Raw genomic sequence first — 23,669 nt, 5'->3', positions numbered from 1 at the left:
CATGGCACTTATTCGCTATTACCGCGAGGCTCTGGGCGACTCTGATAGCCGCTTGACCGCCTCCACGGCGCTCGCATCCCTGCTGGCTGGAATGGACTATGTGGCAATCCCTCTGCATCCCCTTTCGGGTGAGCATGTCTCTCCGGGAGGTATCACCCCGGGTATGCTAGACCACGATCCTTATCCGTCGATCAGGGACGGCGTGCCCAATGTCGCTATGGATGGATGGGTCTATGGGCTGGTCGGGGATACGCAGATCGCCAGCAAGGCAAGGCCGGTGACATTCTCCGGCCCGGCTCACCCCACCCTTGAGGGCATGGCGGTAGAGTTCCGGCTTGTCGGCGAGGGCGGCGAGGCCGTTACCGGCTGGGTGCCCGCTGGCACGATCAGCGGCGGGGCGTGGAGCGTGACGCGGACGATCCCGGCGACGGAACACTGGTGCTGGCGCGAAGTGCGGCTGACCGCCAACCCGGGCGTCGTGGCGCGCAGCATCGGGCGCTGTGCTGTCAGCTTCAAATACATGGCGCTAGGGCCATCGAGCTTGTCTATCGCGGTAGACCTTTGGCCCAACGGCAAGGGAAATATTTACAATCCAAGCTGGCCACTGACTGCGGCGGAAAACCAGATGGCTGTGTGCGTCAATAACTTGCTCACAGGTAACGGCGGCGCTGGAGTCGGGCCTCTTCGGTATGGTCTGGTCAACAGCGCCGATAATACGCGGACTGCTTCCGACGCCGCTCAAAACCGCGCTGTATCCGGTGCGGGAGCCAGGGCAGCCATAAACCAGCTTGCCCAATTCGGTGGATATCGGTGGTGTTATATCTCCGTGGCTAAGTCAGGCCGAAACGCCAGGCTGATTTTCACTGTGCAGGAAGAATGGGATGATCTGTGCACAAAAGTGGACCTCGCGGGAAATGACGTATCCCTGTGCGTATTCAACGAGATGTCAACGACGCTGAGCTACAGTCAGGTCATGAGTGATGGGGGGCTTTCTGGTCAGCTCGGCACTCTAGACGACATTCTGTCCCCGGGCTATCGGATTGCATCGCAAAACTACGTGCGCCTGCAATTTGCTGTGCCGCAGTGCACTCAGCAGGCTCAGGCAATGTATGATCTGGGCGGCACCATGACCCCGCCCGTCGTCGGGCTCACGACGCAGGGCGGGAGAGGAGGGCCTCACCCGCGACACCTCTTTGACTCGTCCCGCTATAATACTCAATCTGGCATCACGAAAGGCGCTGTTCACGAAGCATCAGTGATGGCCCTCGGTGTGGCAAAGGCAATGGGCCTGACCTCCGTCCAGTATCCCTACTATTCCGATGTGGCCATAAGCCCGGATCGCATGGCTGTGACTCTGCATGTAAACGCGGCAAACGGCGGGGCAATATACAGCGATCAGCCCGCCGATCTGCACTGCTTCCGCATCATGACCGGCACCACTCAGATCCCGTATAGCGCAGTCCTTTCCGGCACTTCCATAACAGTGACCCGCCGTGACGGGCTACCGTGGCAGAATCCACTGACATTTACCGGACAGGCACGAAGCACCACGGCGGGATTGACGGAAGAGGAGGCATACGCCGAGGACGAGGCGATTGCCGATGGCGTGGTCAAAGAAGCCTACGCCGCTGAAACCTTTTCAGGCGGGCTGCAGGTGGCGGGCTATCGCGATGGTGAGGGCAGGTGGTGGCCTCACCTGTCGGTCACCCTCTGACGCCTACGGCTGATTGCCCAAAGCGCTGCCGTCCCGGCCAGAAGGAGCGGGGCGGCAGCGGGAAGAGGGACAGGCGCAGGGGCGATGATGGTCACCTTTTCGGGTATGATCTTCATGTGGGATATGTAATTTACCGCCCCTATGCGGGCTTCTCCCTCAAACAGATAGTGCATCTCTTGCATTAATAGGTCACCCCACCCAGGTGCTGAACTATATAGTGTTGCATTTGAAAGTAAGTCAGTCGGCCAGCGGGATTCGTTGTATCTCATAGAGGTGGTAAAAAAGAACTCTCCTGACACTTTCCCATTATACAGTGAATACAAAACGCCAGACTCATTTCTAGAATAGTAGCCATTGTATAAGGAGTCTGCTACGATCTCTTGAATGGTATTGTAGTTGTCTGGTATCATCTCTCGTGAGATGAAAACCTCGTTTCCTATTAAGAATTCCCAGTTTAGGAATCCGTTGATTGCTGAAACTTCTCCGTATTCAAAGGCTTCTTCAAACGTATATTCTTCGACATCTGAGCTTCTGTCGTAATAGATCAGGATTGAAAAATTGCGCCCGGAATATCCGTTGATGGGAAGGGTTTCACTATTAGTTGTATCGCCTACAATGGTTTCAACTGTTCTGTTATAGCTTGCGATAATACCGTCGATCTTCATCGTGACAATCGCCGCCTCAGCCTGACCAGCCATCCCAAGGCAAGCCGCAGCCCCCAGCGCAAACGCTTTCATCTCAAATCCCCCAATTAACTAACGGCTTCACGGTCGCGTAAGGGCGACGATTCGGGCAAGAGGAAAGATTGAGTTACCCTCTGACGCCTGCGGGCGATTGCCCAAAGAGATGCCGTCCCGGCCAGCAGGAGCGGGGCGGCAGCGGGGAGGGGAACTGGGGAGGGGATAGATTTCTGCCAAATCAGTCCATCTTGGCTCTTATAGTCAAAATCATACGATATAACTTCTGAATAATAGGCCATCGGATACAATTCGGAGAAATACTCCTCTCCTGATCCATACTGATCAAAGAATGCGTGAGACCGCGCCTCGCCAACATATGATCGCATAGCTATTTCTGGGAGTCCCATGCTTTCGTCGGTGTAGTAGTTCAGATCAAAATAATGGAAATCCCATGCCGAAATATTCAGTTCCGAGTCAAATTGTAACCCACCCCATAGGAACACGACGCGTGGGTAAACCTCTCCACCGTTTAGGGACACAATTACGTCTTCGATATTTTCATCGTCAACGGAATATGTTTTCTCGGGGACAATTTTGGATTGATCAACCCCCAGGGAAATTACGATAGGCTTTGTTAGCGGAGCTTCTCCGATTTTATAGCCTATTTCGCCGTTTTCATCATAATACCAAGGTTCAGATACAGCCGATACATTCACCGCCGTCGCCGTATACGTCACAATCGCCGCCTCAGCCTGCCCAGCCATCCCAAGGGACGCCGCAGCCGCTAGCGCAAACGCTCTCATCCTTAAATCCCCCGATTAACCAACGGCTTCACGGTGCCGTGAGGGCGACGATTCGGGCAAGCGTAAACTTCAATAAGATTAGGGAGACAGGTCATGTCCGGTCTGAAGTTTGGACGGAGGTATCTCCGTTGGAAACATTATCTCATGGCTGGTTGTGATTGTCGGAGTCGGCACGGCGTGGGGTGCGATGACGGTGCGTACCGACGAGACGCGGACCGACGTACTGGATATCCGCTCCGAGCTGATCGCTGTGCGTACCGCGGTCAACAAGCTGGAGATCAGCGACGCGCGCAATGGTGAGCGGTATGAGAGCCTGTCCAAGTCCATGACCGACGTGAAAAACGAGCAGCGCGAAACGAACGCGCTGCTCCGGCAATTCATCCAGCCCCGGCCGCAAAAGTAAACGCGGGCACCACCACAGGACATCATCATGACAGACCCTTGGAAGGGCGCCCCGCATCGCGCGAGCACCGACGATTTCTTGCGTGCGGCCGAGCGGATCGGCTGCGAGCTGGCGGCGATCCGCGCTGTCTGGCAGGCGGAGGCGGCAGGAGGGCCATTCCGTGCCGACGGTACGCTCGAGCGCCGCTTTGAACCGCACAAGTTGCGCGTCCCGATCGGCGACTATCGCGCGAGCCTGAAGCTGTCGGCAGCGGGCCGGGAGAGGCTCTTCCGCACCGCTTATGCCCGCGATCCTGAGGATGCGCTGCAGGCAACCAGCTGGGGCGCGCCGCAGATCATGGGCTTCAACGCGCGTGAGGCGGGCTACATCACCGCGCTCGGCATGGTGCGTGCGATGGCGGAGAGCGAGGCGGAGCAGATCGCGGCCTTCGTGACGCTGATCCTGGCCTGGGGCCTTGATGCCGCGCTGCGGGCTCATGACTGGCGGGCCTTCGCGGCGCGTTACAATGGATCGGGCAATGTCGCTGAGTACGCCGCGCGGATCGAGACCGCCTACCAGCAGCTGTCTGGCCGGGCCTCGCCGGTGGTGCTGCGCGCCGGTGCGCGGGGAGAGGCCGTCCGTCGGCTGCAAGTGGCGCTTGGGCTGGATCCCGATGGCGCATTCGGGCCGGAGACCGAGGCGGTGGTCCGCCGCTTCCAGGCGCAGTCCGGTTTGCCGATCGACGGGGTCGTAGGCGCGCGGACATGGGCGGAACTGGAGCGTCGGCGCGATGCGTCGCCGATCCGGCAGCCCGCGCGCGAGGATCGCGTGGCGCAGATCACCAAGGTAAGCGCTGCCGCAGGCGGGCTGGCGTCGGCTGTCGCCGCGATCGGCGACGCGCTGCCCGAGTCGACGCTCAACATCCTCATCGGTGGCGGGATGCTGCTGGCGCTGATCGGTGTCGCCGTCTGGGCATTTCAGAAGAGCAGGGGGGTCGCGTGATGGTGGTGATCTACGCGACGCCGGGCTGTCAGCCCTGCCGGGCCACCAAGCGGGCCCTCCAGCAGCGCGGTATTGCCTATGGGGAGATCGACCTCACACAGGACGCCGCTGCGTTGGAGCTGGTGCGCTCCTGGGGCTACCAGTCCGCGCCGGTGGTCTACCTCGGTCCCGATCACCACTGGCACGGCTATCGCCCCGACCTGATCGCGGGGCTGACATGACATGGCTGCTCTCCACTCGCATCGATCGGGCGCTCGCCGCGTTCGGCGGGCTTATCGTGGCGCTGCTGGTCGCTTTTGCCGTCGGCAAGCGGGAGGGTCGCCGTGACGCGCGCGCCGGCCGGCTGCAGGACTATCAGGACACACGCAGGAGGATCGACGATGCGGACGTATCTCGCGGCGATGCTGATGACGATCTGCGCTGGCTGCGCGACCGGTCGCAGCGGTGAGGCGGTCTGCGACGGCACGGAGGCGTCCCGGACGGCGCTTGCTGCCGCGCTGGTGGCGGACGGCGGGCCACAGAGCCGCGCGGCCGGGCGGGATTTGATCGCGCAGGTGGATGCGGGTTGTGGATACTATCGTTACTCGCCCGACTTTAGAATTGGCACGCCGTAGTTGTAGGTCGTATTTTTATCGAACATGATGAATCCGCATGCTGGGCAGATCACTTTTTCTCGCTCCGGCGCGGGCACGCGGGTCCAAGGAAGAGTGCTCTCACTCGCGCATTGCGCGCAAATTATTATGTGCTCTCCTTTAGACCAGGTTTTCGCCATATGGTTTCCTCAAGCGTCAAAGTAAGAAAATAGATTGAATATCCAGTCACAGTTTAAATGGAATGCATTATGTCGACCAACTCTAGCCGTTGTTAATTCATTAAATGTTGGCGGCGCGAGCCATACTTTTCATCCGACCAGATAGGTTGGCGCGTTCGCATGGAGACATTATAGGTTCAGAGTCCTAGCATCCAGCGCCGGATAAAAAGTAGTGATCCAAGCGCGGCGAGGAGAGAGCCTGCGGTTGCAGGCAGGGGGATTGGTGAAAGCGAGATTTCTCTGACCTGCATGTAAGTTAGATGGCATCCGTAAATGCAAGAATAGCTGTCAGGTTTGATCGTCGATGAATTCTCTGAGATAAAGTGGCTAACGAGGAAGAACGTATCAGGAAGATTTATTTTGAACTCCAGTTTGTCGACGTATTTTTTTTTTCGACAAAAACGGAATTTTCATCAACCGATTTTAGGTTAATCGAGAGTACCATATTTTCGTCCCTATAACCGTTAATTTGATAGAATGGAAAATTTAATTCACCTTCTTCTATCCAGTCAAGGTAGTCATAAGCCATTTCAGCGGTTGCTTCGCTATGTGGTATATGAGCAATTGGATTTGGTCTCGATCCAGATTTAATTATCTCGAGGCGACCATAAAGCGAAACGTTATCTACTAGAAACAATCCACCACTTTTACGATTTATTACGACCGTAGTCGGTAAGCTCCACTCCATAACAGAAGCCGCAGGAATTCCAAGTGAATTGGTGTCCTTCACTACGTAATCCGAGTGTCCCAAAGTTAGCGCGTTGACCGATCCAGAAAAAACTGATGAAAAAATCAGAAATAACGTCTTGAAAGATGTATGATTTCTGGAAATTTTACTTTTGTAAATTTTTTTGATCATGGAGAAGAACCCTAGGGATGTAGTTATCAATTTTATAAGTTTATATCTATGACAGCCGTTGTTCTCAGGTGTGTAGTGTCTCCGTAATTCAGCAGTCGTGAGATCCCTAATATACTATGCACCGAATACATCTAGTATCTAGTTTGGCAAGAGAAAAATTGTAACTTCCGGTTTATGCTCGGCCGGGTTCAAAACTACCACTCAAGATACTTCGTTGAGCGCTGCTTCGGCAGCGCACTCTTCGGGGAGATATATGGCCGAATGGCGATGATAATCTACCGCAGGTTATGGTTGTCTCCGCAAAACTTAAGGCCACGCGCGGCTTCCGGCACACTGGGACAAGTCGTTGGTAGTGATCGGGGTCTGCGACTTCGCAGAGCACTAACCTGCATCCCTTGCCACAGGCAGGAGTGCTTCAGCGACCGTTGCCCCATGTCTCACTGGTGATCGATGAGCATCCGTTCTGACTTGGACGAAAAGCCATGCGGTATCCAGCACGCAAAAAATGCGGTACACTTACGCTAGCAGATTAAGGGCGTTTTTACAGGTCTCGGTATTCCAGGGTCGCCCCATTTCTCGGGCTCAATCTAGCCGCTTCGCAAGTTCCTCTGCCGACTCGTTGTAGTAGACGGTGAGCATCTTGATGTTGGTATGGCTCACCATGCGCGCGAGGGCGAGCACGTCCAGCTTCTTCGACAGCCTGGTGATAGCCATGTGTCGGCTGTCATGGAACGTCAGCCCGTCGACTGCGGCCTTGTCCCTGATCTTCCGCCAGAGCACGTCCAGCTGTTGAGATGTCAGGCCGAACACAGGGTCCGCCTTGGGCAAATCTTCAAGAAGGCGGATTGCCTCACTGGACAGGGGTACGTCCCGCGGCCTTCCGTTCTTGGTCTGCAGCAGCTTTACCACGCGCTGCTTGGTATCGATCCTGTCGCTGGTCAGCCCGACGATTTCCCCGGCGCGCATCGCAGTCTCCACAGCGAACAGGAAAGCGTGGTAGGCCCGGGCGGTCGCATATTGCAGGTCCGTCCCGGCCGCGTGCTGTAGCCGATCCATCTCGTCAGCAGTGGCTAGCCTGTCGCGCGGCGGCGGGGCCGCTGGCCTGCGTACGTCCTCCATGGGGTTGCTCTTGATCAGGCCCCATTCCTTGCGCGCGACGTTGAGGGCCGCAGAGAGGATGTGCATCTCACGATTGACGGATGCGGGAGCGACCTCTGCCAACCGCCTGTCTCGCCAATCCGCGAGATCAGAGGCCTTGAGTGCGACTAGCTGCACCTGCGCCAGCTTGTCCTTTCTAATCTTCTCGATCCGGATCGTCTCCCATCGTGAGCCGCGCTTCTTGTCCGACACCTCGCGGCTGTAACGGTCGAGCAGGTCTCCGAAAGTCCCGGATGGCACTTCCTCGCCCCGTTCAGCGATCAGGTACTCCTGACGAGCCGCCCAATCCTTTGCCGCCATCTTGGTCGGAAAGACCTTCGAGATTCTCTTTCCTGCCCTCGCGACCTCGGCCCTGTAGCTGCCAGATGGGAGCTTCCGAATGTATGCCACGTGACCCCTCGTGCGTAATGCGTGCGGAATCCGTGCGTAAATGGTCTGGCGATTCGGGGCTACAGGTAAGGCTAAAAGAGGAACACTGTCGGGAAGTCTTTGGTTAATTTCCCTATTTTTCTGCCGCTTACGGCAAAACAGGGAAATCCGTGGTGCCGGGAAGGGGACTCGAACCCCTACACCTTGCGGCCGCGGTGTTTGAGACCGCTGCGTCTACCATTCCGCCATCCCGGCACGGATTGCGGTCTCTCAATGCGCTGTCTGGAGAGGTTTTGCAAGTCCGGTGACGGGAAAGTCGGGCCTTTGCCAAGTCCTGATATTTCGAAACAAATTGGAAGATATTCTTTTGTATATTTGGGCTGGTCGCAGGGGGCGCCTTGGCATATATCTAAGTAATCCCGATAAGGGACGTGGTCATGGGGGTGATCACGGGCGCCTGGCGCGCTGCGAGAAGAGCCAACTCATACGCTTGCTGAAGGTCCTGCGGGAAGTCTTCAGCAAGCGTTTTTATTGGCGAGGCGTGGAGAGCGACATCTCGCCAAACAGGCCGATGCGGCCTTCCTCCCTTATCGGCATTTGATCTAATTCCGGGCAGCGTGGAGCCGAAGCGGTATTACCGCTCCGGTATCAGGCCTCGGGGACTGAAACGCAGCACGAGAAGCAGGATGATCCCCATGGTCATCAACCGCATATGCTGGGCGCTGTCCTGAAGGTGGCCGCGCAGCCATGAGTTGTCCGCCATGAAATAGGTCAGCCCCTGCATGAGCAGGATCCCCAGAGGTTCCACCTGCACCCAGAAGAACCAGATCAGAAAACCGCCCAGCACCGCGCCCCAGTTGCTGCCGGACCCCCCGACGATCACCATCACCCAGACAAGGAATGTGTAGCGCAGGGGATTGTAGGTGGTGGGCGTGAGCTGGCCGTCCAGCGTGGTCATCATCGCCCCCGCAAGACCGATGACCGCGGAGCCGAGAACGAAGATTTGCAGATGGCGGCGGCGGACATCCTTGCCCATTGCCTCCGCCGCGATTTCATTGTCGCGAATTGCGCGCATCATCCTGCCCCACGGGGATTTCAGGGCGAGTTCGAGCAGCACCAGCAGCACGATGAGCACCGCGAGGAACAACCCGGCATAGCAGATGCGCACCCAGAGCGTGGAGGCCGTCACCGGGTCCAGTCCGAACGAAGCGGCCTGAGCCACGAAACCCGCGTCGTTCTGAAGGTTGATCTCATAGGGAACGGGGCGCGGGATTCCGACGACGTTCTTGACACCCCGGGCAAGCCAGTCCTCGTTCTTCATCACCGCGACGATGATCTCGGCAACCCCGAGCGTCGCGATGGCAAGATAGTCCGAACGCAGGCCCAGGGCGACCTTACCGATGCCCCAGGCGGCAGCCCCCGCCAGCGCCCCCCCAACCGGCCAGGCAAGCAGAACCGGCAGGCCAAGACCGCCGAGGTTGCCTGCAGAGGCGGGATTCACGGCCTCGATCGCGGTGACAGCCGGATCGAACAGCCAGCGATAGGCGAAGAAGCCGACGATCAGCACGCAGAGCATGGCGAGCGTCCGGCCTGCGCCGGAATGCATCCGCCGCCAGAGTTGCACGGCGAGCGTTATCGTTGCCGCGCCCATCAGCAGGGCGGCGACCAGTCGCCATCCGCCCGCCGCCCAGGCGCCCGGATTGGCAGGCATGGCGATCAGCACCGCTGCCAGTCCGCCAAGCGCGGTGAAGCCCATGATGCCGATGTTGAACAGCCCGGCATAGCCCCATTGCATGTTCGCGCCGAGCGCCATGATCGCGGACAGGATCCCCATGTTGAAGATGGTAAGAGCCAGCGTCCAGCTTTGCAGAAAGCCGGTGGAGACATACAAAAGCGCGACCAGAGCAAAGAGCAGGAAGGTGCGGAGAGGCGGGCTCATACCGATTTCCCCTTGAAAAGTCCGGTGGGCCTGAACAGCAGCACGATGATGAGGATCGTGAAGGAGACGGCGAATTTGTAGTCGGTGGACAGCAGTTGCAGCAGCCCGTCAGGCGCGAGGCCGTCGGGCAGCAGGTAGGTTGCGACCTTCTTGAACGCGTAGGTGAAGGTCACCTCCGAAAACGCGATGACGAAACCACCTGCGATGGCGCCCAGCGGATTACCGAGCCCGCCGACCACGGCAGAGGCAAAGATCGGGAGCAGAAGCTGAAAATAGGTGAAGGCCTTGAAGGACTTGTCCAGCCCGTAAAGAACGCCAGCGATGGTTGCCAGCACCGCGGTGATGGCCCATGTCACGATCACCACCCGCTCCGGATTGATGCCGGAGAGCAGGGCCAGATCCTCATTGTCCGAAAAGGCGCGCATGGATTTGCCCGTCCGCGTCCGGTAGAGGAACCAGAACAGAACGCCGACGGTGATGACAGCCGTGACCACGGTCAGCGCCTGGCTGGAGCGGATGACCACACCTTCATCGAGCCCCGTCATGTCGCGGAACTGCCGCGCCGTCATGAGAAAGCGTTCGCCGTCATCGAAACTGATTTCGTCCACGCCGATCAGGAAGCGGGTGATGCCGTTCATGATGAACATGACGCCCATGGAGACGATGACGAGGATCACCGGCGCCGCCCGCTGTCTTCGGTAGAAGCGATAGACGACCCTGTCCGTGCCAAGCAGCAGCGCGATCGTCACGGCGATGCCGACGGGAAGGGCGATGAGCGCCGTGGGCAGGGGATGGATCGCCACCCCGATGGACTGAAGATACCATGTCATCAGGATGGTCACGGCGGTGCCGAAGGCCATCGTGTCGCCATGAGCGAAGTTGGAGAAGCGCAGTATCCCGTAGATCAACGTGACCCCGAGCGCGCCGAGCGCGAGCTGGCTGCCATAGGCAAGCGCGGGGATGATGACGAAATTCGCGAGCGTGGCGAGGGCGTTCAGCAGATCCACTAGAAGTTCCTCGTCGTGCACGTTCCGGTGTATCGGGTGAGCCAGGAAATGCCGGGGCGGCCTTGCCGGAGCGATGTCACCTCCGCCTGACCATCTGCGGCGACGGAAAGGCTGTTCCCGCCGACGGCCACCTCCACGCTGCCGGTTGCGGGATCGTAGCTTTCGATCCGGCCGACGGCATAGGCATAGGTCCCAGGCTTGAACTCGAAACTCCCGAACACGCTCGACATGGCCGGGATTTCGCGTTCGCTGATCTCCATGCCCTGCATGAGCCGTTCGTTGCCCAATACGAAGACGGTCGGTTTGGCGGGGTTCGGCGTCCTGACGAAAACGACGCGCATCGCTGCGGGTTCGGAGGAGAGGCAGACGCCGCTCATACAGCGGTGGTCAAGCTTGCACTCAAGCCCGTTCGCGGTGGCGCCCAGAAGCGGGATGGCGGCAAGAAGGACAGCAGGCAACATTGCTCAGCCTCCCAGAAATGTGCGGCGGACTTCGGGATCGGCGAGAAGCTCCGCCCCGGTTCCGGTGAAACGGTTGGCACCTTGGACGAGGACGTAGCCCTTGTCGGCAATCTCCAGCGCTTGCCGGGCATTCTGCTCGACCATCAGGATGGAAATCCCCGTTCGCGCGACTTCGATGATCCGGTCGAACAGCTCATCCATGACGATGGGAGAGACACCCGCGGTGGGTTCGTCCAGCATCAGCACCTTGGGCCGGGTCATCAGCGCGCGGCCGACGGCCACCTGCTGTCGCTGCCCGCCCGAAAGCTCGCCCGCGGGCTGGCGGCGCTTTTCCCGCAGGATGGGGAACAGATCATAGACCTGCTCCATCGTCGGACGGATATCGTCGCGGCGCAGGAAGGCGCCCATCTCCAGGTTCTCCTCCACCGTCATGGAGGTGAAGATGTTATGGGTCTGGGGGACGAAGGCCATGCCCTTCGCGACACGGTCCTGCGGCGAAAGGGCGGTGATCTCCTCCCCCTCCAGCAGCACCTTGCCCCCGCGGAGCGGCAGCATGCCGAAGACCGCCTTCATCGCGGTCGACTTGCCCGCGCCGTTGGGGCCGACGATTACCGCGATACTCCCCCGCTCCACCGCGATGGTGCAGCCGTGGAGGATGTCGGCCGCGCCGTAGCCGCCGGTCATCGCATCACCGATAAGGAAGGGAGCGCTCACACGATGCTCCCGAGTGTTTCTGCGCAGATACTCACGCCGTCACCTTGTTCTTCAGACCGGTGCCGAGATAGGCCTCGATCACCGCTTCGTTCTTCATGATGTCGTCTGCCGTGCCCTGCGCGAGCACCTTGCCCTCCGCCATGACGATCACCGGATTGCAGAGCCGCCCAATGAAATCCATGTCGTGTTCGATGACGCAGAAGGTATAGCCGCGCTCCCGGTTCAGACGCACGATCGCATCGCCGATGGTATTGAGCAGGGTACGGTTCACGCCGGCGCCCACCTCGTCCAGAAAGACGATCTTGGCGTCCACCATCATGGTACGACCGAGTTCGAGCAGTTTCTTCTGCCCCCCGGAGAGATTGCCCGCTTTCTCCTCCGCCAGATGGGAGATGGTGAGAAAGTCGAGCACCTCATCGGCCTTGCGGGCAAGGGCGCGCTCCTCCTCGGCGATGCGGCCACGGGCGAACCACGTGTTCCAAAGCGTTTCGCCCTGCTGGTTGGCGGGCACCATCTTCAGATTGTCGCGCACCGTGAGGGAGGAGAACTCCTGCGCGATCTGAAACGTGCGCAAAAGGCCGCGATGAAAGAGCGTGTGCGGGGGCAGGCCGGTAATGTCCTGCCCATCCATTTCCACTCGCCCGGATGATGGCGGCAGCACGCCCGCGATCACGTTGAACAGGGTGGATTTTCCGGCGCCGTTGGGGCCGATGAGACCGGTAATGGAGCCGGTTTCGATGCGCAGCGAGACGCCGTCCACTGCGTGGAAGCCGCCGAAACGCTTCGTCAGGTCGTGGACGACAATCATCCGCGAACATGTCCTTACATGGGGAGGAAGGGTCCGCGCCGAGATGACAGCGCGAACCCGGAAGATCAGAGGCTGAGCCCTCGCGGGCGGGGGTCAGCGGTAGCCGACCACTTCCAGCTTGCCGTCGGTGAACTGCACTTCGCGGTAGGAGCCAGCGCTTTCACCCGGAGGCACCAGTTCGACGGCCGTCGCGCCGACGTAGTCCACATCCTGACCGGCCTTGATGAGTTCGAGCCCCTTGGCAAGTTCGCCCGGATAGATCTTCTCACCCGGCGCATTGGCCACTTCCATGACCTTCGTCTTCCACTGGGCCGGATCGGAGGATTTCGCCGCCTCCATGGCGAAGGCCATCAGCGCCACGGCGTCATAGGATTCCGCGGAGAAGGCGGAAGTGCCATCGAAGCCGTGTTCCTTTCCCATGGCCACATACTTGTCGCGCCCTTCGCCCGCCGCAGCGGGGTTCTGCCCGAAGGAGCCGTTTATCTCCTTGCCGAACCTGTCCTCCAGCGTCTGGCTGACCATGCCGTCGGGGAATTCGAAGGTGTCGAAGGCGCCCGAGTCGATCGCCGCGCGGAGCACGCCGCCGCCGCCCTGGTCGATATAGCCCGCGATGACCAGCACCTCTCCACCCGCAGCGGCGAGTGCGCCGACTTCGGCGGAGTAGTCGGCCTTGCCGTCTTCATGCGCGGCGACGATTGTCACGTCGCCGCCCGCTGCCTTGAACGCCGCGACGAAGCTGTCGGCAAGACCCTTGCCGTAGTCGTTGTTGGTATAGGTCACGGCGACCTTCTTGATCCCGCGCGCTGCCATGATCTCTGACATCACCTGACCCTGACGGGCGTCGGAGGGAGAGGTGCGGAAGAACAGCCCGTTGCTTTCCATGGTCGAAAGGGCCGGAGAGGTCGCGGACGGGGAGATCATCACGATGCCGTTCGGCATGGCGACGTTCTGCAGCGTAGCGATCGTCTCGCCAGAGCACATGCCGCCCATGATCGCCTTGACGCGGTCAGACGTGACGATCCGCTCGGCTGCGGCGGTTGCGGCGGCGGCGTCGATGCAGGTGGAATCGGCCCGCACCGGAACCAGCGTCGATCCCTCCAGCAGCTTGCCGGAGTCGCTGACTTCCTTCATCGCCAGTTCCGCCCCGGCTGCCATCGCGGGCGCGAGAGATTCAAGCGGGCCGGTGAAGCCGATGGAGATGCCGATCTTGACTTCTTCCGCGCTGGCGGCACCCGTCAGAATTGCCATCGCCGCAGAGGCGAGAAGCATCCGTTTCATCGTGTTACTCCCTGTAACTTAGTTTTTTCTAAGGTGAGCCTAGACCGGCTCATTTCGAAAAGAAAGCGTCCTTTGCCTGCGTCATCACGTCCCCCGCCGCGCCGGGATCGAATGTGCTGCGTGATCGTTGACAGGGAGCCACATTTGAAAAGAGGAGCGCAGATGACCCGCCTGAACCGCCCGTTTGCCATGATCGCCGCCGGCCTCGCGCTTGCGGCGGCCCCCGCTGCCATGGCGGCAACGATGCAGACTTCCGCCGGTCCTGTCAGCGTCACGGCGGTGGCGACCGGTCTCGAAGAACCATGGGGATTCGCCTTCCTGCCCGACGGTTCGTTTCTGGTGACGGAGCGGAGCGGCAGATTGACGCTCCATGACGGAAAGGGAGCGACCACCGTTGTCCGGGGAGGGCCTGACGTCGTGGCGCGGGGGCAGGGCGGACTTCTGGATGTCATGATCCCGCGCGACTTCGCCGAGAGCCGCGAGGTCTTTCTGACCTATGCGGGACGTGAAGGTTCCGGGGCCGGCACCGCGCTTGCCGCGGGTACGCTTGCAGCTGACGGAACACGGCTGGAAAACCTGCGCGTGCTGTTCCAGGCGCCGGGTGTGGACGGGAACGGTCACTTCGGCTCCCGCATGGTGGAAGCGCCGGACGGATATCTTTTTCTGACAACCGGCGACCGGCAGAAGTTCGATCCCGCGCAGGACATGTCGCGGATCGAGGGCAAGGTGCTCAGGCTCAACCGTGACGGCTCGGTGCCCGCTGACAACCCTTTCGTGGACGAGGAGGGCGCACGGCCCGAGATCTGGTCGCTGGGCCATCGCAACATCCAGGGGGCGGCGATTGATGCATCGGGGCAGCTCTGGGTCAATGAGCACGGCGCGAAAGGCGGGGATGAGGTCAACCGGGTCGAGCGCGGCGGGAACTATGGCTGGCCGGTGATCTCCTACGGCGTTCACTATGATGGGTCCAGTATCGGCGAGGGCACCAGGCAGCAGGGAATGGAGCAGCCGGTGCTGTTCTGGGATCCCTCCATGGCGCCCTCCGGCTATGCCATCCATACGGGCGAGATGTTCTCCGACTGGGAGGGGGATCACTTCATCGGTAGTCTGAAGTTCGACTATATCGCACGTCTGGACCCGCAGAACGGTTTCACCGAGGAACGTCTGAAATCCCCGGAAACCGCACGGGTGCGCGCCGTTGAGGTCGCACCCGACGGGTCGATCTGGTTCGCGTCCGTCGGGGATGGCGCGATCTATCGGATGGCCCCGCAGGGCGCGGACAGCCAGTAAGTCGGGGCGGGCGGGGTTGGCAAGCCCGCCCGCTATCGGCTAAGAGGACCTCGGTTCCGGCTGGAGGCGCCTCGAGTGAGCAATCCCGATCATTTCTTCGACGAAGTCAACGAGGAGGTGCGCCGCGAGCGCCTGAAGGGCGCCGCCTTGCGCTATGGCTGGGTGGCGGCGCTTGCCGTTCTGCTCGTCGTCGGCGGGGCGGGCGTGTGGGAATGGCGCAAGCATCAGGCGCGGGAATCGGCGGAAGCCTTCGGCGACGAGATGATCGCGGCCCTTCAGGCAGAGGATGCCACGGCGCGTCACGGCACGCTTGAAGCGATCGCCGCGCGGGAAACCGGCGGGCGCCGGGCGCTGGCGGCGATGCTGGCGGCGGATGCGGCCACGGCGGCTGGAGAACCCGCTTCGGCAGCCAATACCCTTGCTGCCGTCGCGGGGGACAGCTCGCTTGCTCCCGCATGGCGCGAGCTGGCGCGGCTTCGTCAGGTGATCGCAGCGGGCGATACCATGCCGGAAGCCGACCGCCGCGCGGCGCTTGACGAACTGTCCCGCCCGGGCGCGCCCTATAGGGCGCTGGCGCTTGAGCAGGTGGCCCTTCTGGAAATCGCCTCCGGCGACCGGGAGACGGCAATGACGACACTTCGCGCGCTCCTTCAGGAGCCGGATGTCACGCCGGGCTTGCGTCGCCGTGCAAGCCAGTTGATTGTCGCCCTCGGCGGCACGCTGGATGCGGGCTGACACATCGGCGCGGACTTCGGAACGCGACGCAAGACAGGATAAAGGGACAGGGCGCGCGACATGCTGAAACGGAGCATCGGGATACTTGCGCTGGCGGCTTTGGCGACGGCCTGCTCCAAGCCCGAGGAACGCCTTCCCGGCGAGCGGATCGACATTCGCGATACCATCTCCGGCTATCACAACCCCCGGCCGGGCAACGAATCCCGGCCCGCCTCGCTTCCTGCGCAGACGGCGAATGCGGAATGGACGCAACCCGGCGGCAATGCCGCGCACCGGCTGGCCAACCCGGCGCTGGGGCGCACGCTGACGCCGATCTGGTCGGCATCCATCGGGCAGGGCGACAGCGAGCGGCGACGCATCACCGCGGAGCCTGTGATCGCGGGTGGCCGCATCTACACGCTCGACGCCGCGATGCAGGTCGTGGCGACCTCCACCTCCGGTCAGACGCTCTGGAGCAAGAGCGTTCTGCCGCGGTCCGGCGCTGCGGGCACACGCTCCGGCGGGGGACTTGCGACGGCGGATGGCCGGCTCTACGTGACCACGGCCTACGGTGACCTCGTTGCGCTGGACGCGGCTTCGGGGGCGGAACTCTGGCGGCAGCGGTTCGATGCGCCCGCGATGGGCGCGCCAGCGGTCGCGGGAAACCGCATCTACGTCGTCGCGCGGGATTCGAGCGCCTGGGCGCTGGACACCTCGGGCAAGGTGCTCTGGACGCTGCCCGGCACGCCCTCCGTCTCCGGCGTGATGGGCGGATCGGCCCCGGCGGTGGGCGAGGGGATGGTGATCTTCCCCTTCGCCTCGGGCAACCTCATTTCGGTCACGCAAGGTTCGGGCGCGTCGCTCTGGGAGGCGGCGGTCGCGGGCAAGCGGGTGGGCCGCGCCTGGTCCGGCTTCACCGACATCACCAGCGATCCGGTGATCGTGGGCGACACGGTCTATGCGGGGAACCAGAGCGGCGGCACAGTCGCACTCGACGCCCGCACGGGAGACGCGCGGTGGACGGCACGGGAGGGATCCTATGGCCCCGTCGCCGTCAGCGGCAACGCGGTCTATCTCGTCAATGACGAGGCGAAGCTCGTCCGGCTCGACAGCGCCACCGGCGCGCCGGTCTGGGTGCGCGACCTGCCGTTCTTCGTGCCCCAGAAGGAAAAGCGGCGGGCGGAGATCTTTGTCCATTACGGGCCGCTTCTGGCGGGCGGGCGGCTCCTGCTCGTCTCCTCCGACGGGGTGATCCGCAGCTTCGACCCGGCCTCCGGCGCGCTGATCGGCTCGCAGGAACTGCCCGATGGCGCGGCTGCCGCCCCGGCCATTGCGGGCGGAACGCTCTACGTCGTCACGCGGGATGGGCAACTCCGCGCTTTCCGCTGAGCCAAAGCACGTGTAAGGAAGCCCCTCGCCGCCCCTTTGGCGGAACCGGAGTCATGTCATGTCCTTCACCCTCGCCATCGTCGGGCGGCCCAATGTCGGCAAGTCCACGCTGTTCAACCGGCTCGTCGGCAAGCGGCTCGCCCTTGTCGATGACCAGCCGGGCGTGACCCGCGACCTGCGCGAAGGCGAGGCGCGGCTGGGCGATCTCCGCTTCACCGTGATCGACACGGCGGGGCTTGAGGAGGCGACGGACGACAGTCTCCAGGGCCGGATGCGCCGCCTGACGGAGCGTGCGGTGGAAATGGCGGACATCTGCCTGTTCCTTGTCGATGGACGCGCGGGGATCACGGCGGCGGATCAGGGCTTTGCCGACATTCTGCGCCGCAAGAACGCCCATGTCATTCTCGGCGTGAACAAGGCCGAGGGGCGTGCGGGCGAAGATGGCGCGCTGGAGGCGTGGTCGCTGGGCCTTGGCGAGCCGCTGCGCCTTTCGGCCGAGCATGGCGAGGGGATGGACGATCTCTACCGCGTCCTCGTGCCGCTGTCGGACGAGTTCGAGGCACGCGCCTCCGACTATGCTCCCGTCACGGATGTCGATGTGACCGAGGGGGAGACGGACGAGGATGCCGTTCCCGTTCCCACGCGCGCAAAGCCGCTTCAGATCGCCGTCATCGGGCGGCCCAATGCCGGGAAATCGACGCTCATCAACCGGATCATCGGCGAGGATCGTCTGCTGACCGGGCCCGAGGCAGGCATCACGCGCGACGCGATCTCCGTCGCGGCCGACTGGCAGGGCACGCCCATCCGCATCTTCGATACGGCCGGGATGCGCAAGCGGGCCAAGGTGGTGGACAAGCTGGAGAAGCTCTCCGTCTCCGACGGTCTTCGCGCCGTGCGGTTCGCCGAAGTGGTGGTCGTGCTGCTCGATGTGGAAATCCCGTTCGAGCAGCAGGATCTGCGCATCGCCGACTTCGCGGAGACCGAAGGGCGCGCGGTCGTCATCGCCGTCAACAAATGGGATCTGGTGGAAGATCGGCAGGATAAGCTCCGCGAGTTGAAGGAGCAGTTCGACCGCTCCCTCCCGCAGCTTCGGGGCGCGCCGCTTGTCACCGTTTCCGCGGCGACGGGGCGCGGGCTGGACCGGCTGCATGACGCGATCATCTCCGCCTATCAGGTCTGGAACCGCCGCATCACGACCGCGAAGCTGAACCAGTGGCTCGGCGCCATGACGGAGGCGCATCCGCCGCCCGCTCCGGGGGGCCGGCGTATCCGTCTGCGCTACATGACGCAGGTCAAGACACGGCCCCCGGGCTTTGTCCTGATGTGCTCCCACCCCGATCAGTTGCCGGAGAGCTATCGCCGCTATCTGGTGAACGGGCTGCGTGATTCCTTCGACATGCCCGGAACGCCGATCCGGCTGACGCTGCGCAGCCAGTCGGACAAGAACCCCTACCGGGCAAAGAAGAAATCCACCCCCTCGCGTCTGCGCAAACACGTGGGCAAGCCGATCAAGAGCTGACGGCGGCCCGCGCTTCCGCGTTGCAGCCGATACCGGTCAGCGGCGGCCGAACAGCCGTTCGATGTCGGAAAGCTTTAGTTCCACATAGGTCGGGCGGCCATGGTTGCACTGGCCGGAGTGGGGCGTCGCTTCCATCTCCCGCAGGAGGGCGTTCATCTCCTCCGCCCGCATCCATCGCCCCGAGCGCACCGACCCGTGGCAGGCCATGCGGGAGAGCACGGCGTCCAGGCGTCCGCGGAGCGTGCGGCTCTCGCCCATATCCGCGAGTTCGTCCAGGATGTCGCGGAGGAGCGGTGCGGCCTCTGCCGTGCCCAGAAGCGCGGGAACCTCGCGCACGGCGACGGCTCCCGCCCCGAACGGCTCGATGATGAGCCCGAGGTCCGCCAGCTCCGCGGCGTTGTCCAGGAGCCGCCCCGCATCGGTGGTCGAGAGTTCCACGACCTCCGGGATCAGCAGCGCCTGCCGGGCAATGCCGTGCTCCGCCATCTGCCGCTTCAGACGCTCATAGACCAGCCGTTCATGCGCCGCATGCTGATCGACGATGACGATGCCGTCCTGTGTCTGGGCGATGATGTAGTTCTCATGCACCTGTGCCCGCGCGGCGCCGAGCGGGTGGCTGGCCTCCGGCATATCGGAAGGCGCTTCGCTGCGGGCGGAAACCGGGGCCGCTGGGCCCTCCGCAAAGCCGGGAGCCTGCGCCGCATAGGCCATGCCCAACGCTTGCGGTGAGGGGCGGAAGGGACGGCTCGGCAGGTCCATCTGGTAGATGCGCGGCTGCGCCGCGGCTTCCTCCGGACGGAAGGCGGCCAGCGTTTCCGCTCCAACGGTGGAGGAGGCACGATGCCCCGCCTCCGCCAGCGCATGACGAAGCGCCGTGACGATCAGGCTGCGGGCGAGGGCGGGTTCGCGGAATCGCACCTCCGCCTTGGCGGGATGGACATTCACATCCACCCGGTGCGGGTCGCAGTCCAGAAACAGCACGGCAGCGGGATGGCGGTCACGGCTCAGGAAATCGGCATAGGCGCCCCGAAGCGCCCCGATCAGCAGACGGTCCGCCACCGGACGTCCGTTCACGAACAGATACTGCGCCACCGCCGACCCGCGGGAATAGGTGGGGAGTGCTGCGTAACCGGAAAGCCGCAGCCCTTCCCGTTCCGCCTCTATGGGCAGGGCGTTTTCGGCGAAGTCATTGCCGATGATCCGGGCCAGCCTGCGGTGCAGCGCGTCGAACAGATCGCCCTGTTCCGCCTCCAGCCGCAGGATGATGCGATCCGCCGTCTCGTCGCGGAGGGTGAAGGCGACGGACGGCTCCGCCATGGCGAGGCGGCGGACGACCTCTCCGATCGCCTGAACCTCCGCCCGGTCCGAGCGCAGGAACTTCAGCCGCGCCGGTGTTGCATAGAACAGATCGCGGAGTTCGACGACCGTTCCGCCGCCGAGAGCCGCAGGCCGCACCCCCTCCGGCACGCCGCCCGCGACCCGAAGGGAGCCGGCCTCCTCCCCCTTTGCGCGGGAGGTGACGGTCAGCCGGCCCACCGCGCCAAGGGAGGGCAGCGCCTCTCCCCGGAAGCCGAAGGAATGGATGGCAAGCAGGTCGGACCCGTCGATCTTGGACGTTGCGTGGCGGGACAGGGCGAGCGGCAGATCCGCAGGCCGCATTCCACATCCGTCGTCCGTGACACGGATGAGCGTCTTGCCCCCGTCCGCATAGGCGATGTCGATGCGCCGCGCGCCCGCGTCCAGCGCGTTTTCCACCAGTTCCTTAACGGCGGAGGCGGGCCGCTCCACCACTTCACCTGCGGCGATCCGGTTGATGACGGAGTCGTCAAGCTGCCGGATTACCGGCGCGTCGGTCGATATGTTGTGGCGAGCGGCTTGCATGGCCCATGGTGTAGCATGCCGCCCGACGCGACTCAAAGCCCAATCAGTTCGCCGTCACGCCCTCGGGATGGCCGACCACGACGAAATGCAGCTTCTCCGGGGCTAGCCGCTTTGCCGCCACGCGCTTCACGTCCTCCAGCGTCACGGCCTCGATGAAGTCGTTGCGCCTGGTGATGTAGTCGGGGCCGTAGCCCTGTGCCTGCATGCCGACAAGGATCCGCGCGATGGTCGCGTTGCCGTCGAAACGCAGCGGGTAGGCGCCGATCAGGTAGGTCTTGGTCGCGTCCAGCTCCTCCTGCGTGATGCCGTCCGCCTGCGCCTTGGCCCATTCGTCACGGATGACGGAGAGCGTCTCACCCGCGCGCGCATTCACCGTCGCAACCGACCCCACGATATAGGAGGCGCGGTCGTAGTTGGCGATGGAGGTGTAGATGCCGTAGGTCAGGCCGCGCTTCTCCCGCACCTCCTTCATCAGCCGCGCGGTGAAACGTCCGCCGCCCAGCACCTCGTTCAGCACGAAGGCCGGGAAGAAATCGGGATCGTCGCGGTCGATCCCCGGCTGGCCGAACAGGATCACCGACTGCGGCGTATCGAAATCCACCACCGTCGTTCCGCCCGCCAGATCATAGGAGACGGCAGGCGGCATGTCCGCCCCCGTCGCGGGAAGAGGCCCGAGGATTTCATCGAGGATGCGCCCCAGTTCCCCCGCGTCGATGTCACCCACGGCGGAGACAACCACCCGGTCGCGGGCCATGACACGATCCTTCGCGGCGATCAGGTCGTCCCGGGTGAGCGCGCTGACGCTCTCCTCCGTTCCGTCGATGGCGGTTCCATAAGGGTCATCGGGGAAGGCGAGATGGGCGAAGGTATGCGCCGCGATGGCGTTCGGATCACGCGCGTCGGAAGCGATGGAGGCCAGAACCTGCCCACGGACCCTGTCTATGGCATCCTCGTCGAAGCGCGGTTCGGTAACCGCCATGCGGATCAGGTCCACCGCCTTCGCCCGGTTTTCCGTCAGGAAGCGGGCGGAGACGGAAACCGCATCGTCCGAGGCGTTGAACCGGATGCTGGCCGCCAGATCCTCCCGCGCGGCGGAGAAGGCGCGCGAATCCAGATCGCCCGCGCCTTCGTCCAGCAGGCCGGACATCAGATTGATCGCGCCGCGCTTGCCCTCGGCGTCAAGGCTGGCGCCGCCCTTGAAGCGGATCTCCAGCGCGGTGAAGGGGATGGAGTGCTCCTCCACCAGCCACGCCTTGATCCCTCCGGGAGAGGTCACTTCCTGAATATCCACCGCGGCGAGGGCAGGGAATGCGAAGGCGATGCCCGTGGCAAGGGTAAAGGCGAAGCGGATCATTGGGCGATGTCTCCCTCGGCGGGGCCGGCGATTGGGGCGTTGGGGGGCGGCTCGGGCGCATCGGCGGGGCGGGTCAGCCAGCCGGTGACGGAGCGGCGGAGGTCAAAGACATCATGTGCCGCCGCCATCACGTCGTCGGCCGTCACCGCGCGGAGCGCGTCGGGCCACGCCTGCACATCCTCCACCGTCAGCCCGACGGACAGGGCCTCTCCGTAGCGGCGGGCGATACGGTCCACGTTGTCCAGTTCATAGATGTCGGAGGCGCGGAGCTGTGTCTTGATCCGCTCAAGCTGCTGGGCATTCACCCCCTCCGTCATGAACTCCGCCAGAGCCTTGTCGAGCGCGGCTTCCGCGTCCGCCAGCCCCTCGTTCGCCGCGGGCACGATATAAAGGCCGAAGGTCGTGGGATCGACCGCCACGCCATCGTAGAATGCGCCCGTGGAAAGCGCCGCCTGCGTTTCGAACTGGAGCTTCTGCCCCAGCACGGAGGTCGCGGGGTCGCCGCCCAGCAGTTCCGCCAGCACGGTCAGCGCGGCGGCTTCCTTCTGATCCCCGGTATTCCGCTCGGGCGCGAGATAGGTGCGCATGACATAGGGACGGGCGACGCGGCCGTCTTCCAGCGTGACGCGGCGGGCGGCGATCTGCGGCGGCTCCTGCGGGCGGATGCGGGGGGGGAGGTTCTCGGACGGTTTCAGCGGGCCGTAGTTTTCCTCCGCCAGCCGTTTCACCTCTGCCGGGTCCACATCGCCGGAAACGACGAGGATCGCGTTGTTGGGCGCGTAATAGGTCCGGTAGAAGGCCAGCGCATCCTGCTGGTCGAGCTTTTCCATCTCGTGCCGCCAGCCGATCACCGGAATGCCGTAACGGTGGTTGAGATACTGCGCCGCGCGCTGCTGTTCGTTCAGCAGGGAGCCCGGATCGTTCTCCACCCGCTGGTTGCGTTCCTCCAGGATCACGGCGCGTTCGGTGGTGACCTCCTCCTCCGTCAGGTGGAGGTTCCGCATCCGGTCCGCTTCCATCTGCATCATCAGGTCGAGCCGGTTGGCGGCCACCCGCTGAAAGTAGCCGGTATAGTCATAGGAGGTGAAGGCATTGTCGTTGCCGCCCTGCGCCTCCACCACTCTGGAGAACTCGCCCGACGCCATCTTGTCCGTGCCTTTGAACATGAGGTGCTCAAGGAAATGCGCGATGCCGGAGGTGCCGGGTTTCTCGTCGGCGGACCCCACCTTGTACCAGACCATATGCACCACGACGGGCGCGCGGTGATCCTCCACCACGATGGCCTGCATGCCGTTGGGAAGGGAAAAGGTGGTGACCGCCTCTGCGGCCATCGCGGGCCGGACGAGCGGTATCGCCGCAGGGAGCGCGACAAGGGCGAGAACGAAAAGGCCGGTCAGGCGCGGCATGAAAACCTCCGCAGATTTCCGCTGGATGGCGCCCGGAAAGGCGCTTGCCCCGCGGAACCTAACGGCAGCGTGCGCCAGATCAAGACCGTATCACCTGCGGCACCTCCGGCTGACGGGGAAGTGACGGGCGG

The 23,669-nt window shown here is 62.8% G+C and carries 23 protein-coding genes and 1 tRNA gene; 10 read left to right on the top strand and 14 right to left on the bottom strand.

The genetic code is table 11. The features are described 5' to 3' along the window. The first annotated feature begins 1 nt into the window (after position 1). The gene (locus tag CDV49_RS01070) at positions 2-1,714 is read left to right on the top strand and encodes a hypothetical protein (protein WP_088213733.1); all 1,713 of its coding nucleotides are present in this window, start codon (positions 2-4) and stop codon (positions 1,712-1,714) included. Here CDV49_RS01070 and CDV49_RS20050 read toward each other — a convergent pair. Together CDV49_RS20050 and CDV49_RS20045 are read right to left on the bottom strand one after the other, a co-directional pair. Beyond that, the gene (locus CDV49_RS20050; RefSeq protein WP_143413098.1) at positions 1,693-2,451 is read right to left on the bottom strand and encodes a hypothetical protein; all 759 of its coding nucleotides are present in this window, start codon (positions 2,449-2,451) and stop codon (positions 1,693-1,695) included. The two genes, CDV49_RS01070 and CDV49_RS20050, sit on opposite strands and share 22 nt — an antisense overlap. A gap of 14 nt (positions 2,452-2,465) precedes the next feature. Next, positions 2,466-3,197, bottom strand: a complete 732-nt coding sequence (locus CDV49_RS20045; RefSeq protein ID WP_143413097.1) for a hypothetical protein — start codon at positions 3,195-3,197, stop codon at positions 2,466-2,468. A 187-nt stretch (positions 3,198-3,384) separates the two neighbouring features. Between CDV49_RS20045 and CDV49_RS01065 the strand changes: the two genes are divergently transcribed. Genes CDV49_RS01065 through CDV49_RS20040 form a run of 5 tightly spaced genes read left to right on the top strand, consistent with a single transcriptional unit; the run spans position 3,385 to position 5,195 of the window. Next, positions 3,385-3,600, top strand: a complete 216-nt coding sequence (locus tag CDV49_RS01065; protein WP_143413096.1) for a hypothetical protein — start codon at positions 3,385-3,387, stop codon at positions 3,598-3,600. Between the two features lie 27 nt (positions 3,601-3,627). Next, positions 3,628-4,581, top strand: coding sequence for an N-acetylmuramidase domain-containing protein (locus CDV49_RS01060; protein WP_088213731.1), 954 nt, complete (start codon positions 3,628-3,630; stop codon positions 4,579-4,581). Next, on the top strand, positions 4,581-4,802 hold the full coding sequence (locus CDV49_RS01055; RefSeq protein ID WP_306424929.1) for a glutaredoxin family protein: 222 nt from the start codon (positions 4,581-4,583) through the stop codon (positions 4,800-4,802). Before CDV49_RS01060 ends, CDV49_RS01055 begins: the two co-directional genes overlap by 1 nt. Next, a complete protein-coding gene (locus CDV49_RS01050; RefSeq protein WP_088213729.1) occupies positions 4,799-5,029 on the top strand; it encodes a hypothetical protein in 231 nt (76 codons plus the stop codon). Before CDV49_RS01055 ends, CDV49_RS01050 begins: the two co-directional genes overlap by 4 nt. Further along, the gene (locus CDV49_RS20040; RefSeq protein ID WP_179209084.1) at positions 4,962-5,195 is read left to right on the top strand and encodes a hypothetical protein; all 234 of its coding nucleotides are present in this window, start codon (positions 4,962-4,964) and stop codon (positions 5,193-5,195) included. Before CDV49_RS01050 ends, CDV49_RS20040 begins: the two co-directional genes overlap by 68 nt. A 552-nt stretch (positions 5,196-5,747) precedes the next feature. On the opposite strand, the gene CDV49_RS20035 is transcribed toward CDV49_RS20040, so the two are convergent. From CDV49_RS20035 to CDV49_RS01010, 9 genes are all read right to left on the bottom strand, one after another. Continuing rightward, on the bottom strand, positions 5,748-6,122 hold the full coding sequence (locus tag CDV49_RS20035) for a hypothetical protein (protein ID WP_143413094.1): 375 nt from the start codon (positions 6,120-6,122) through the stop codon (positions 5,748-5,750). Positions 6,123-6,833: 711 nt separating this feature from the next. Continuing rightward, a complete protein-coding gene (locus CDV49_RS01045) occupies positions 6,834-7,799 on the bottom strand; it encodes a tyrosine-type recombinase/integrase (protein ID WP_088213728.1) in 966 nt (321 codons plus the stop codon). 150 nt (positions 7,800-7,949) lie between these two features. Beyond that, a tRNA-Leu gene (locus CDV49_RS01040) sits at positions 7,950-8,033 on the bottom strand. Positions 8,034-8,412: 379 nt separating this feature from the next. After that, positions 8,413-9,717, bottom strand: a complete 1,305-nt coding sequence (locus CDV49_RS01035; protein ID WP_088213727.1) for a branched-chain amino acid ABC transporter permease — start codon at positions 9,715-9,717, stop codon at positions 8,413-8,415. Beyond that, positions 9,714-10,724: a branched-chain amino acid ABC transporter permease gene (locus CDV49_RS01030; protein ID WP_088213726.1), complete on the bottom strand. Its 1,011-nt coding sequence runs from the start codon at positions 10,722-10,724 to the stop codon at positions 9,714-9,716. Before CDV49_RS01030 ends, CDV49_RS01035 begins: the two co-directional genes overlap by 4 nt. Further along, complete coding sequence (locus tag CDV49_RS01025) at positions 10,724-11,185, bottom strand: hypothetical protein (RefSeq protein ID WP_088213725.1); 462 nt, start codon at positions 11,183-11,185, stop codon at positions 10,724-10,726. The genes CDV49_RS01030 and CDV49_RS01025 overlap by 1 nt, the downstream gene beginning before the upstream one ends. Before the next feature lie 3 nt (positions 11,186-11,188). Next, positions 11,189-11,899, bottom strand: coding sequence for an ABC transporter ATP-binding protein (locus CDV49_RS01020; protein WP_088213724.1), 711 nt, complete (start codon positions 11,897-11,899; stop codon positions 11,189-11,191). A gap of 31 nt (positions 11,900-11,930) precedes the next feature. Continuing rightward, entirely contained in the window at positions 11,931-12,707 is a 777-nt protein-coding gene (locus CDV49_RS01015; RefSeq protein WP_088213723.1) for an ABC transporter ATP-binding protein, read from the bottom strand. A 93-nt stretch (positions 12,708-12,800) separates the two neighbouring features. After that, positions 12,801-13,985 (bottom strand): ABC transporter substrate-binding protein, encoded by a 1,185-nt coding sequence (locus CDV49_RS01010; protein ID WP_088213722.1) that lies wholly within the window; start codon positions 13,983-13,985, stop codon positions 12,801-12,803. A gap of 162 nt (positions 13,986-14,147) precedes the next feature. Between CDV49_RS01010 and CDV49_RS01005 the strand changes: the two genes are divergently transcribed. From CDV49_RS01005 to der, 4 genes are all read left to right on the top strand, one after another. Further along, positions 14,148-15,275 carry a PQQ-dependent sugar dehydrogenase gene (locus tag CDV49_RS01005; protein ID WP_256947187.1) on the top strand — a complete coding sequence of 376 codons (1,128 nt, stop codon included), beginning with the start codon at positions 14,148-14,150 and terminating at the stop codon, positions 15,273-15,275. 75 nt (positions 15,276-15,350) lie between these two features. Beyond that, complete coding sequence (locus CDV49_RS01000; RefSeq protein ID WP_088213721.1) at positions 15,351-16,010, top strand: tetratricopeptide repeat protein; 660 nt, start codon at positions 15,351-15,353, stop codon at positions 16,008-16,010. 60 nt (positions 16,011-16,070) lie between these two features. Continuing rightward, a complete protein-coding gene (locus CDV49_RS00995; protein ID WP_088213720.1) occupies positions 16,071-17,378 on the top strand; it encodes a PQQ-like beta-propeller repeat protein in 1,308 nt (435 codons plus the stop codon). A gap of 58 nt (positions 17,379-17,436) precedes the next feature. Further along, positions 17,437-18,897 (top strand): ribosome biogenesis GTPase Der, encoded by a 1,461-nt coding sequence (gene der, locus CDV49_RS00990; RefSeq protein ID WP_088213719.1) that lies wholly within the window; start codon positions 17,437-17,439, stop codon positions 18,895-18,897. A 36-nt stretch (positions 18,898-18,933) separates the two neighbouring features. On the opposite strand, the gene mutL is transcribed toward der, so the two are convergent. Genes mutL through CDV49_RS00975 form a run of 3 tightly spaced genes read right to left on the bottom strand, consistent with a single transcriptional unit; the run spans position 18,934 to position 23,538 of the window. Continuing rightward, entirely contained in the window at positions 18,934-20,778 is a 1,845-nt protein-coding gene (gene mutL, locus CDV49_RS00985; protein ID WP_088213718.1) for a DNA mismatch repair endonuclease MutL, read from the bottom strand. Positions 20,779-20,821: 43 nt separating this feature from the next. Next, positions 20,822-22,132 (bottom strand): M16 family metallopeptidase, encoded by a 1,311-nt coding sequence (locus CDV49_RS00980; RefSeq protein WP_088213717.1) that lies wholly within the window; start codon positions 22,130-22,132, stop codon positions 20,822-20,824. Continuing rightward, positions 22,129-23,538, bottom strand: coding sequence for a M16 family metallopeptidase (locus tag CDV49_RS00975; RefSeq protein WP_088213716.1), 1,410 nt, complete (start codon positions 23,536-23,538; stop codon positions 22,129-22,131). Before CDV49_RS00975 ends, CDV49_RS00980 begins: the two co-directional genes overlap by 4 nt. Positions 23,539-23,669 lie beyond the last annotated feature (131 nt).

Source organism: Haematobacter genomosp. 1, assembly GCF_002196855.1.
GTDB lineage: Bacteria > Pseudomonadota > Alphaproteobacteria > Rhodobacterales > Rhodobacteraceae > Haematobacter.
The sequence above is the reverse complement of the archived record's forward strand: the minus strand, read 5'-3'. Positions and strand labels throughout refer to the sequence as shown.